Source organism: Lentibacillus saliphilus (assembly GCF_019093865.1).
Lineage (GTDB): Bacteria > Bacillota > Bacilli > Bacillales > Amphibacillaceae > Lentibacillus_B > Lentibacillus_B saliphilus.
Window position 1 is genome coordinate 234,267 of the sequence record NZ_JABJXD010000004.1, and the last position, 12,344, is coordinate 246,610.

Here is a 12,344-nt window from a genome sequence, read left to right on the forward strand (position 1 = left end):
AAATTATAATATCCTTTATTTTTACAAATGAAAAACAGACTGCTTTTAAAGCAGTCTGCGTGTATTTCCGGAGCTAACGTTTAGCAGTGTTCTTCTTATGCGTTAAACTTTATATCCTAGGCTCTTTAGCACATATTGATCAGTTTCCCCGTTCGACCAATTGTAAAGTAACTGTTTTGGGTTCTCCGTTACGATAAATTTGCAGTTCAACCGATTCTCCAATGGTTGTTTTTGAATAGAGGTAAGTACGTAAGTCTACAATTGACGTGACGTCTTTGTCGCCGATTTTTGTTATAATGTCAAATTGCTGTAGATTAGCTGCGGCTGCTGGTGAGCCTTCCTGCACTTGAGCAATGACAATACCGCCATTTTCATCCTCAGGCAATTGAATCATATTACGGTATTGTGCAGGTACTTGATTGATCGGTGCCATTGTAATTCCGATAAATGGACGCGCGACAGTACCGTCTGTTTCAAGCTGCTCCATAATTGGTAATGCTGTATCAATTGGAATTGCAAAGCCAATACCTTCAACGGCATTTTGGGCTATTTTCATTGAATTAATACCGATGACCTCGCCTTTTGAATTCACAAGTGCACCACCACTATTACCAGGATTAATGGCTGCGTCAGTTTGAATCACTTCTGAAACCCAATCGGCTTGTCTGTTGCCAGTTGTGTCGATGCTGACAGAACGGTCTAAGCCACTAACAATCCCTTTTGTGAGCGTGTTGGCAAATTCCATACCGAGCGGATTACCGATGGCGATAACTGTTTCGCCAACTTTTAAGTCAGCTGAGGCACCAATTTTTGCAACTGTATCGATTTTATCTCCTGGTATTTCTAAGACCGCCAAATCTGTTAAAGTATCGGTGCCAAGGACTTTGGCTTTAATGCGCTCTTCATCATTCAGTACAACCTCGACTTCTTCGGCACTTTCTACAACGTGTTCATTCGTGACAACATACGCTTTGCCATCCTGCTTTTTATAAATAATACCAGAGCCAGTGCCAGCTTCTCTTGAAGGCGTCCAGATGCTTTCCTGTTGTAATTTAATGACACCGACAACAGCATCTGCGGCCTCATCTATACCTGTTGCTGTATCGGAATCATCAGAAATGGTCTTAACGATGTTTGGCTTAATTGATGCTTCAGCAGCTGCAGCATCATCCTCATTTATGGGCCCTGCAAGGCTGATGCCTGGAATTAAATTGTTCACGAGTAACAGCACGATGAGTGCTGTTGATACAATACCGCCGAAGAAACCACCAATAAAACTCGTACCAACGCCAGAGCGTTTTTTGTTTCGTTGTGGTGTGTTCTTTTTGGTTGAGGATGTCTTGGGCGCTTCGGACGGGTGCTCTGATGAAGCTGTGTATGAAGCAGACCCTGTGTCCTCTTGGTCTATGTGTGAATTGCTGTTCTCTATCGAATTATTGACATCTGAGTGGTTGTTTAAGTGATCATCCATGTTTTCATTTGATGGTGTTTTGTTATTTTTTTCGTCCATAATGAGTCCCTCCTAACAATATCTTTGATTCACCATTTATTGTAAACATGACGTATGGCACTGCTTTGGGAGAAATGTGTAAAAATGATGGAATTGCGCTTTTTGTTGTCGCAGGTGAAGGAATTGTGTAAAAATAGAAGAAAGAAAACAATGAGATGGGGTTAAAGCGATGAATCAACATATTGGTATCGTAGAAGACGATCCGAATATCGGTAACATCGTATCTGCCTACCTGAAGCAAGAGGGCTTTCGGGTGACATTATCGGAATCGGCAGAAAAGGCGTGGACGCTGTGGGAGTCAACCCCTCCTGACATGTGGATTCTAGATATTATGCTACCAGGTATGGACGGGTATGAATTTTGTAAAAAAATCCGCGAGCAGAGTGACGTTCCGATCATCATTATTTCTGCTAAGGATGAAGAAATAGATAAAATTCTTGGTCTTGAGCTTGGTGGAGATGACTATATGACAAAGCCGTTTAGTCCGAGAGAATTAGTAGCGCGCGTAAAGCGGCTGTTTAAAAGAACGCTCTCGACGTCTTCTAACCACCAAGAAGCAGATGAACAACATCAAATACGTTCAGGCGATTTATTAATTGATTTAAATGAGCGTCTCGTATTTTGGAATGATCGAGAAATAGAATTAACAACGAAGGAATTTGATCTATTGAAACTGTTTGCCACCCATGCAAACAGGGCGTATTCCCGGGAAGAATTGCTTTATAATGTGTGGGGTTCGGATTATTTCGGAAGTGATCGTGCCGTAGATGATCTCGTTAAAAGACTGCGCCGTAAACTTCCTGATATGCCACTTGAGACGGTATGGGGTTATGGCTATCGCTTCAGAAATGATGAGGATTAGTTATGAAATTAAAATATCAGTTAAATGCAGCGTTTACGACGTTGCTGCTCGTCATTATGGCCGTTACGGGCTTTGTCATTTATTCATTGATTCTTGATATGCTCGTTGAAGATGAACAACGCCAATTAAAGCAAAAGGGAGAAATACTCGTTAACATTTTAAATCAGCAATACGATCGGCAAAATGTACAAGCCTTCAGCGACTTTTTGGAAACACAGGATTTACAGTTGTTTTTATATGATCGTGAATATAACCGTGTGCTGTATACGTCATTACCAAGACAGGCAGCACAAGGCTTTGTGAAAAGTAATGACATTGCTGATGCAAAAGAGACATTATGGACGTATAACAATAATAAGTATGTGACCTCGAGAATTTTATTTTACCCGCGGGAGTCGGGTATGGAGCTCATTATGCTGACACCGATGACAGACTTGCAAGCGGTGCAACAGTCATTTGTGCAGCGGCTGTTAATTGTCTTTTTAGTTGGTGGTGTTTTAGCAATTGTATTGAGTTATTATTTAACGAACAAGCTCGTCACCCCGTTAACGCAACTGCGAATGGAATTAAAAAAGATCGAGAAACGACAATTTGATGCGATTCAACCGATTCAAGCAACTGGTGAAATAAAGGATCTCGAGAAAAGCGTTCATGATATGGCGGATGCTTTACATAAGTATATGACGTCGCAACAAGCGTTTTTTCAGAATGCGAGTCATGAGCTTAAAACGCCACTTATGTCTATTCAAGGTTACGCCGAGGGGATCCGTGATCATATATTTGATGAGGCCGAAACAGAAAAAGGTCTCGACGTCATGGTGACTGAAGTGAAGCGGTTAAAGAAAATCATAAATGAGATGATTTTACTGGCAAAGCTGGACAGTGAACCGTCCTTTTATGAGCCTACACGAGTAGATGTTAAACAGCTCCTTGAACAGGCCATAGATCGTACAAAACCAATTGCTCATGAGAAAGGAATAGAACTTCATCTGAATGCAGACACTGATATAAACATCTATGTAGACGAAGAAAAGTTCTTGCGGGCATTGTTAAACTTAATGACCAACTGTATTCGTCATGGAGCGGGACACGTCCATATGACGGTTAAAAAGGCGCTCGATCATACGGAGATTGTTATAGAAGATGATGGTGATGGGATACCAGAAAACATTGTCCATCAAATTTTTCAGCGGTTTGTCAAAGGGAAGAGCGGAGAAACAGGGCTTGGTCTTTCAATTGCCAGAGCGATTATTGAACAATCTGGTGGGCGCATTACTGCTGGACAATCAGAATTTGGCGGGGCCAAATTTACGGTCTTAATATCTCTTAGAACCGAGAAACAAGAAAAAAAGCACCGGTAACGTAATTGACATCATTTTGGGGTGCCAGATGCAGATTTTTGACAAAATGAGTTGATATCAGGCACTCCAAAATCTTGTACTTGCTTATATGTGCTGTTTTTTGATATAATTTTATGGTTTAATGCAAGTTTTAACATGAAGGAGCGTACTTGAATGCAATTTAGAGAAGACATTCGCAATATCGCCATTATCGCCCACGTAGACCATGGAAAAACGACGCTTGTGGACCAGCTGCTTAAATATGCTGGTACATTTCGTGAAAACGAGCATGTCGATGAACGTGCCATGGATTCAGGGGATATTGAACGAGAACGTGGCATTACGATCTTGGCCAAAAACACAGCGATTCACTATAAAGATACGACCATTAATATTCTGGATACACCGGGTCACGCGGACTTTGGTGGAGAAGTTGAACGGATTATGAAGATGGTCGACGGGGTTCTCCTCGTTGTTGACGCCTATGAAGGTACAATGCCACAAACACGTTTTGTTCTGAAGAAAGCTTTGGATCAGAAATTAACACCAGTTGTTGTTTTAAACAAAGTAGACCGCCCAAATGCCCGCCCTGTTGAAGTCATCGATGAAGTGCTTGACCTCTTTATTGAACTCGGTGCAGACGATGAGCAGCTGGAATTCCCAGTTGTGTATACATCAGCTTTAAATGGTACATCTGCCCATGAACCCGAGCTTGAAGCACAAGAAGAAACGATGGACCCGATTTTCACGACGATTCTCGAACACATCCCAGCACCATCTGATAATCGTGAAGACCCACTACAATTTCAAATTACACTACTTGATTACAATGAATATGTCGGACGTGTTGGAATTGGACGCGTATTCCGCGGCAAAATCAGTGTCGGACAACAAGTTGTTCTCATTAAAAAAGACGGCACAACAAAGAACTTCCGCATCAGTAAGCTATTTGGCTTTATCGGTTTAAAGCGAACGGAAATTCAAGAAGCGTATGCCGGTGATATCATTGCTGTAGCTGGACTTGAAGACATTAATGTTGGCGAAACGGTTTGTCCAGTTGACAATCCTGATCCACTGCCAATGCTTCGAATTGATGAGCCGACGCTACAAATGACATTTCTCGTTAATAACAGTCCATTTGCCGGCCGTGAAGGTAAGTATTTAACTTCAAGAAAAATTGAAGAGCGCCTTATGACACAGCTTGAGACAGATGTGAGCTTACGCGTTGAGCAAACGGAATCACCTGATGCTTGGATTGTTTCCGGACGTGGCGAACTACACTTGTCAATCTTAATTGAAAATATGCGTCGTGAGGGCTATGAACTCCAGCTTTCAAAACCGAAAGTTATTTTAAGAGAAATTGATGGTGTGTTATGTGAGCCTGTAGAACGGGTTCAAGTTGATGTTCCTGAAGCATATACCGGTGCCGTTATGGAAACGCTTGGTGCCCGTAAAGGTGAAATGCTTGATATGGTTAACCAAGGTAATGGTCAGGTTCGCCTGGAATTTAAAGTGCCTTCACGTGGCTTGATCGGTTATACAACTGAATTCATGTCCCACACGAGAGGGTACGGTATTTTGAACCATACATTCGATGCATATGAGCCACTTGTTAAAGGTCAGGTTGGTGGTCGTCGTCAAGGCGTGCTTGTCAGTCTCGAACAGGGCAAGGCATCCACATACGGCATCATGCAGCTTGAAGATCGTGGTGTCATCTTTGTCGATCCTGGTACAGAAATCTATGCGGGTATGATTGTTGGCGAACATAATCGCGAAAATGATCTAACAGTTAACATTACGAAGGAAAAGCATTTGACCAACGTTCGTTCCGCAACGAAGGATCAAACATCTACGATTAAATCAACACGTAAAATGTCACTCGAGGAAGCTTTGGAGTATCTTGATGACGACGAATATTGCGAAGTTACACCAGAATCAGTTCGTTTGCGTAAAAAGATTCTTAACAAGAGTGAACGTGAAAAAGCAGCGAAAAAAGCTAAATTCAATTAACATGTGTTGAAGAGCGGCAAAAGCATGAAGCGTGCTTTTGCCGTTTTTTTAATGGTATGATTTGTTTTAAACAAGCAGTGAACATTTAAACGAGGTGAAATGATATGAAACGGTCGCTTAAACGATTAGGTTTTTTAGTTCGGTTTCATAAATCAGTCCCATTTTTTGTTGCCTTTTTTAAGTCAAGAGAGGTTGGGGTGCTTCGAAAAATATTATTTGTAGCATTGATTATTGGCTATTCAGTGTTCCCCTTTGATGTAATCCCAGATTTTCTAATCGTTTTTGGTGTCGTTGACGATGTCGCAGTAGCTGCATGGATTTTACAATATATGGTCAAAACAGCACCGAAGTCATTACGTGATCAATACGGATTAAATAGCTAGTTTTTATATGGTATGTGATCTTTACAAAACCTTTACTTGAGTCACTAGGGTTTATTTTTGTATAATATATAAGCAGTTACTTATATAAGGGGGGGAAAACATGTTAAAAACAACTTTAGATCGGGATCAGTTTGTTCGGTTGTTTAAACTACTTAGCTCAGATAAACGGCTTTCACTCTTGAAGCTGCTCGAAAGAAAAAAGTGTTGTGTGTGTGAATTGACTGCAGCACTGCAAATGAGTCAGCCGGCAATTAGCCAACATCTGCGTAAGCTTCGAGATTGCGGTGTTGTAACAGAAGAACGACAAGGTCAATGGATTTATTATGCATTAAACGCTGCTTCACCGATGAACGAAATGCTCAATACGATACTTGCCGAGGTTCCAGTGTGTTTGGATGACGTGCAAAGAATGGAACAGACAAATCAATGTTAACACTTTAATTTTTTTCACATCTATCGCTTTAACAGCCAGGGGGATTTAATTTGGATATGACAACGATTTTAGCAGTCGTTATTTTTCTTATAACACTTATATTAATTATTTGGCAGCCGAAAGGGCTCGGTATCGGCTATACGGCTGTTGGTGGTGCCATTGTTGCGTTGCTATTTAAAGTTGTATCACTCGATGACGTTGTAGATGTAACAGGCATTGTTTGGAATGCAACGCTGGCGTTTGTAGCCATCATTATGATTTCGCTTATTTTAGATGATATTGGATTTTTTGAATGGGCTGCATTGCATATGGCGCGTATGGCTAATGGTGATGGGTTACGTATGTTTATTTACATATCCATTCTAGGTGCCGTTGTTGCCGCCTTATTTGCCAATGACGGGGCGGCGTTGATTCTGACGCCAATTGTGCTCGCAATGGTCCGCGCGCTGAAGTTTAAAGATGCTTTTATATTGCCATTTATTATGGCGAGTGGCTTCATAGCCGATACGACGTCGTTACCATTTATCGTGAGCAACCTTGTTAATATTGTTTCGGCAGACTTTTTTGGCATCGGATTTATCGAGTATGCTTCTCGCATGATCATTCCGAACTTATTTTCACTCGTTGCCAGTATTACAGTGTTATACCTTTTTTTCAGAAAAGATATACCAGACAATTATGATGTAACACAATTACAAGCACCAAAAGAGGCGATTAAGGATCACCGCATGTTTCGTGCGTCCTGGGTTGTCTTAGCGGTGTTGCTCGTCGGATATTTTGCCAGTGAGTATATTGCTGTGCCAGTATCCATTATTGCAGGTGCAGTGGCGTTGGTCTTCCTGCTTATGGCACACAATAGTCAAGCCGTTCATACGGTCCAAGTGATTAAAAATGCACCATGGGCGATTGTGTTCTTTTCGGTCGGTATGTATGTTGTAGTCTATGGCTTGCGTAATGCTGGGTTAACGGATTTATTGGCACAGGTCATTCAGGTCGGTGCAGATGGTGGCTTATTTACTGGAACGATGCTGATGGGCTTTTTGGCAGCCATTTTATCTTCAGTTATGAATAATATGCCGACAGTAATGATTGATGCTCTTGCTATTGCTGATACGCATGCGGTCGGAACAGTGAAGGAAGCATTAATTTACGCCAACGTCATTGGGAGTGATTTAGGACCAAAAATTACCCCAATTGGATCATTAGCAACATTATTATGGTTACACGTTTTAAAAACAAAGGGTGTTCATATTTCATGGGGCTATTATTTTAAAGTCGGTATCATTTTAACGGTCCCAACACTATTTATCACATTAATGGGCTTATATCTCACATTGCTCATCTTCTAATACGATTCACGAGAGGAGTTTTAACATGGCGGAAAAACCGATATTATATTTTTTATGCACGGGTAACTCATGTAGAAGTCAGATGGCTGAAGGGTTCGGTAAAAAATATTTAAGTGACAAATGGGATGTGAGGAGTGCTGGCATTGAAGCACATGGTCTCAACCCACTTGCTGTCAAAGTGATGGCCGAGGCTGGTGTGGATATATCTGGTCAAGCATCATCTGTCATAGATTCAGATATTTTAAAGCGGGCAGCCTTTGTTGTGACACTTTGCGGCGATGCTAAGGATAACTGTCCGATGACGCCAGCTCACGTTAAAAAGGACCATTGGGGATTTTCTGACCCGGCAAAAGCAAAAGGGTCTGAAGCAGAAATATGGCAAGCATTTCAAGACGTTCGTGATCAAATAGAAGCGCGTATCATCGCATTTTCCGAACAAGAATAGTCCAGAACTGAATAAAAAATGACCCCCTGACGTTAGCGTGTTGCTCTAACTTTAGGGGGTCGTCTTATGATTAGGCGCCCGTCTTTTTCTTAGGTGTTTTTTTATCGGATTTACTGGTATTCGGAATATATTTCGTAAAGTAAGTGGCAAAGCTGAGACAAACAAATACGATGCCCCATGTGAAAATCCCACTCCACCGGAAATTCATTTGCAGCCCGAGGATGATGACGAGTGCTGCTAACAACATACATACGGCTGTTAAATACCGTTTCACCTCATATCCCTCCATATGATTGAAAATACAAACGAGGACATGCACGTTGATTTTTTCTCTATTCGTCTATCATATATTGAATCATATCAGTTTATTGACCGGCCACATCTCGTTTCGTGAAGAACAGCCATGACAATACCATAAACACAATATAGTAAACGACGAGCACGCTAATGGAAAAGCCGAGTGTCATGCCTTCAAAGAGCTGATTCGTGCCATCTTCATACATTTTTAAATTCGTATTGGCAAACAGAATGTACTTAGCCCACGCATGATCGGAGAAAAACATAACGATCGAATTACCAGTGAACATTAAGAATACAGCAGTTCCAATTGCTAATGTCCCATTTTTGAATACCGTTGAAATCATAAAGGCGAAGGTAGCCATCATGACAAGGTTGACAAGGCTATATCCGTAGCCTGTTAAAATGCTGTTAATGATGTTTATTTGTTCATAGGCTGTATTCATATCCAAGAAGTCAACTGGCGCGACGATCTCTGGATTGATTCCTTCGACACCGAATAAAATCGCACCGACAATCCAGGAAAAACTGAGTACGAACAAAAGTGTTAGAAACGCGAAAACTAAAACAGCAGCATACTTAGATAAGAGCACTTGCGTTCTTGAGATAGGTCTGATTAACAGGAGCTTAATCGTTCCCCAGCGGAATTCTTGAGCAACGATGCCAGCAGCGATGATAATGGTCAGTAAGCTGACAATTGATAGAAGCATCTCATTATCCTTAACGAATTGCCAAGCACCATATCCTGTCGGCTGAATGTCATGTTCAAGGTAATAATTGTTCTTTTTTACACGACTCATGTCAGGTCCAATTGAAAAGCTGTCTTCATTTTCTTCCATTTTTTTCTGATACTCTTCTTGTTCCTTTTGGAGCTGTGCATTTTCTTCCTGCATGACTTCTCGCCAGTCATCATTTTGATATTGATCCTCTAGGTCAACAAAGGCCTTTGTGGAAACACCGGCAACAATAATAATGCCAGCCAGGAGGATATACATAATCCACGTTGATTTACGTATATATATTTTAAATTGTTCATTGAAAACCATTTTGAAAAATCTACTCAATCGTATTCTCTCCAATCAAATCAAAGAATTTATCCTCTAGTGAATCGTTCTTCATGTTGACTTGATATAGTTGAATGTTATGTTCGATAAGTGCCTTCGTCAGGGGTGGCATTTGCTCTTTAGCACACTTGAAAGTCAGCATGTCGTCTTGAGTTGTAACGTCAAATCCGAAATCGTTTTGGATAATGTGAAGTGCCTCTGTTGCAGGTGTCGCTTCAAGAGAGAATTGCTTTAGATTTTCATCTTCAGTGTCATGGACATATTCAGTCGTAATTAACTCGCCGTTTTTAATAATCCCTATCCGATCACACATCAGTTCGATTTCTGAAAGCAAGTGACTTGATATGATGACGGCGACATTTTCCTCTTCAGCAAGTTTTCTTATGTATTTACGAATCTCTCGAATGCCTGCTGGATCAAGTCCGTTCGTCGGTTCGTCTAATATTAACACAGAAGGATTATGAAGTAGAGCCTGAGCGATACCTAGACGCTGGCGCATTCCAAGGGAATATCGGCCTACTTTTTCCTTGATCGGCTTTTCCATGCCGAGTAGTTTCACGACGTCCATAATGCGTTCATTGGTAATGCCTGGCATCATGCGGGCAAAATGCTTTAAATTTTGCCAACCACTCATAAATGGATAGAGCTCCGGATTTTCTACAATAGCTCCGACTTCACGGACGGCATCCTTATAATCGGTTTTAATGCTTTTGCCAAGAATCCGCACATCGCCATTTGTGATTTTCATTAATCCAACCATCATGCGAATCGTTGTTGTCTTACCTGCCCCATTTGGTCCAATAAAACCAAATACCTCTCCTTTGTTAATTGTAAACGATAGGTCCTTAATAATTTTTTTGCTTCCGATGGTTTTGTTTACGTTACTTAATTCCATCGCTGGTGCTGTCATAATTATCCCTCACTTTCTAATACATGTATTAATACGTCTTCAGACGAATAAAGTTTCATTTTGGAAATAATTGGGTTTATACTTATGTTTGCTCCAGTAAAAGTAAATATATTTTTAAAAACGACTGCTTTCTAAAGCTTAATCTGATATGGTCATAATAAAAGGCTAACCATAAACGAGGTCGTATTATGGTTAGCCTTGGAAAAGAAGCCGTTATTGGTTACGTTGTTCTTTGTTCATGCTTGGCTGCTTTAACACGTTCATGTCTGAAGCCTGCTGCAATATCGGCTTGCTTAAAATCTTTTGCATAATGAACCTCTTGAGCATCAGATAACTGTTTAAACTTAGTTGGTTGATATTGTGCTTTTGGCAAGATATCACTCTCCTTATAAAATGAAATGGATATATTGAGGGTTTTCCCAAGTGGGATGGTTTGGTAAACATGCATTTATTTCATAGATTCATATCGGTATACTAAAAGAGATATCTTTATTAAAAGGGGCGTTTTAGAATGCGTGAAGTCGTTATTGTAGAGGGGTGTCGTACAGCCGTCGGAAAACGAAAAGGTGCACTGTCGGAGATTCGACCTGATAAGCTAGCAGCGACGATATTGTCAGAAGTGGTAAAGCGCGCGGGTGTTCAAAAGCAGACCATAGATGATGTCATTCTCGGCTGTGTGACACAGCTTGGCGAGCAAGGGGGGAATATTGCGCGTACAGCTGCATTGATGGCGGGTTTCCCTGTTCACGTTCCAGGTGTGACGATCGATCGTCAATGTGGGTCAAGTCAGCAAGCTGTTCATTTTGCAGCGCAAGCGATTGCTTCCGGAGATATGGAAGTGGTCATAGCCGGAGGTGTTGAAAGCATGACCCGGGCTGTGATGGGGACGAATCTTGCTGAGCCGAGTGACGATTTAACAGCGCTGTATCCTATCGTTAACCAAGGGATTGCTGCGGAAATGATAGCCGATAAATGGAACCTGTCTCGACAAGCTCTTGACTCGTTTGCGTTAGCTAGTCATCAACGGGCCCTAACGGCGATTCAAGCTGGTCACTTTGCAGATGAAATTGTTCCGGTTGCCGGTCTGACTCAGGATGAAGGCCCGCGAGCAGATACATCAATTGAAGCACTTAACGCGTTAAAGCCTGTTTTTAAATCGGATGGCAAAGTCACCGCGGGTAACGCGAGTCAGATGAGCGACGGTGCAAGCGCAGTTGTTTTGATGTCTCGCGAAAAGGCGGATGAGCTCGGTTTGAAGCCTAAAGCACGCATTGTAGAACGAACGGTTGTTGGCTCAGATCCAACGTTAATGCTGACAGGACCAATACCTGCAACAGAATTGGCTCTGCGTCGTGCGCGGCTTGATATATCAGACATTGATCGCTTTGAAGTGAACGAAGCATTCGCTTCTGTCCCGTTAGCGTGGCTAGCAGAAACAGGTGCTGATTTCGATCGCGTTAATGTGAATGGTGGCGCCATTGCGCTTGGGCACCCCCTAGGCGCAACTGGAACAAAGCTACTCGTATCATTAATGAATGAACTTGAACGGATAAAAGGACGTTATGGGTTACTGACGATTTGCGAAGGTATGGGAACGGCAAATGCAACAATAATAGAACGCATTTCTTGATCCACGAAAGACGTTATGAATGACCCTAAGCAAATGTACGGTTTTTTTAAAGAAAAACGACGTTGCATTATGACACTGTCAGTCTATTCATATCGTCTAATAGAAGGTATA

General features: G+C 41.6%; 13 protein-coding genes. 8 read left to right on the forward strand and 5 right to left on the reverse strand.

What is annotated here, in order from left to right; translation table 11 throughout:
• Nucleotides 1-139 precede the first annotated feature (139 nt).
• Nucleotides 140-1,510: a S1C family serine protease gene (locus HPC67_RS09330; RefSeq protein WP_246569890.1), complete on the reverse strand. Its 1,371-nt coding sequence runs from the start codon at nucleotides 1,508-1,510 to the stop codon at nucleotides 140-142.
• A 169-nt stretch (nucleotides 1,511-1,679) separates the two neighbouring features.
• Here HPC67_RS09330 and HPC67_RS09335 point away from each other — a divergent pair, with 169 nt between their 5' ends.
• From HPC67_RS09335 to arsC, 7 genes are all read left to right on the forward strand, one after another.
• Nucleotides 1,680-2,372, forward strand: coding sequence for a response regulator transcription factor (locus tag HPC67_RS09335; protein ID WP_217587340.1), 693 nt, complete (start codon nucleotides 1,680-1,682; stop codon nucleotides 2,370-2,372).
• A 2-nt stretch (nucleotides 2,373-2,374) separates the two neighbouring features.
• Nucleotides 2,375-3,733 (forward strand): sensor histidine kinase, encoded by a 1,359-nt coding sequence (locus tag HPC67_RS09340; protein WP_217587341.1) that lies wholly within the window; start codon nucleotides 2,375-2,377, stop codon nucleotides 3,731-3,733.
• Between the two features lie 153 nt (nucleotides 3,734-3,886).
• On the forward strand, nucleotides 3,887-5,722 hold the full coding sequence (gene typA, locus HPC67_RS09345; RefSeq protein WP_217587342.1) for a translational GTPase TypA: 1,836 nt from the start codon (nucleotides 3,887-3,889) through the stop codon (nucleotides 5,720-5,722).
• A 104-nt stretch (nucleotides 5,723-5,826) separates the two neighbouring features.
• Nucleotides 5,827-6,105, forward strand: coding sequence for a YkvA family protein (locus tag HPC67_RS09350; protein WP_217587343.1), 279 nt, complete (start codon nucleotides 5,827-5,829; stop codon nucleotides 6,103-6,105).
• A gap of 100 nt (nucleotides 6,106-6,205) precedes the next feature.
• Entirely contained in the window at nucleotides 6,206-6,538 is a 333-nt protein-coding gene (locus tag HPC67_RS09355; RefSeq protein WP_217587344.1) for an ArsR/SmtB family transcription factor, read from the forward strand.
• Between the two features lie 56 nt (nucleotides 6,539-6,594).
• Entirely contained in the window at nucleotides 6,595-7,887 is a 1,293-nt protein-coding gene (locus tag HPC67_RS09360; protein ID WP_217587414.1) for an arsenic transporter, read from the forward strand.
• Between the two features lie 25 nt (nucleotides 7,888-7,912).
• Nucleotides 7,913-8,332 carry an arsenate reductase (thioredoxin) gene (gene arsC, locus HPC67_RS09365; RefSeq protein WP_217587345.1) on the forward strand — a complete coding sequence of 140 codons (420 nt, stop codon included), beginning with the start codon at nucleotides 7,913-7,915 and terminating at the stop codon, nucleotides 8,330-8,332.
• 70 nt (nucleotides 8,333-8,402) lie between these two features.
• Here arsC and HPC67_RS09370 read toward each other — a convergent pair whose 3' ends face one another.
• From HPC67_RS09370 to HPC67_RS09385, 4 genes are all read right to left on the reverse strand, one after another.
• The gene (locus HPC67_RS09370; RefSeq protein WP_217587347.1) at nucleotides 8,403-8,606 is read right to left on the reverse strand and encodes a hypothetical protein; all 204 of its coding nucleotides are present in this window, start codon (nucleotides 8,604-8,606) and stop codon (nucleotides 8,403-8,405) included.
• 91 nt (nucleotides 8,607-8,697) lie between these two features.
• Nucleotides 8,698-9,693, reverse strand: a complete 996-nt coding sequence (locus HPC67_RS09375; protein ID WP_217587348.1) for an ABC transporter permease subunit — start codon at nucleotides 9,691-9,693, stop codon at nucleotides 8,698-8,700.
• On the reverse strand, nucleotides 9,686-10,603 hold the full coding sequence (locus tag HPC67_RS09380) for an ABC transporter ATP-binding protein (RefSeq protein WP_217587349.1): 918 nt from the start codon (nucleotides 10,601-10,603) through the stop codon (nucleotides 9,686-9,688). Before HPC67_RS09380 ends, HPC67_RS09375 begins: the two co-directional genes overlap by 8 nt.
• Nucleotides 10,604-10,823: 220 nt before the next feature.
• Nucleotides 10,824-10,976: a YfhE family protein gene (locus tag HPC67_RS09385; RefSeq protein WP_246569892.1), complete on the reverse strand. Its 153-nt coding sequence runs from the start codon at nucleotides 10,974-10,976 to the stop codon at nucleotides 10,824-10,826.
• Nucleotides 10,977-11,114: 138 nt separating this feature from the next.
• Here HPC67_RS09385 and HPC67_RS09390 point away from each other — a divergent pair, with 138 nt between their 5' ends.
• Complete coding sequence (locus tag HPC67_RS09390; protein ID WP_217587351.1) at nucleotides 11,115-12,233, forward strand: thiolase family protein; 1,119 nt, start codon at nucleotides 11,115-11,117, stop codon at nucleotides 12,231-12,233.
• The last annotated feature ends 111 nt before the right edge of the window (nucleotides 12,234-12,344 follow it).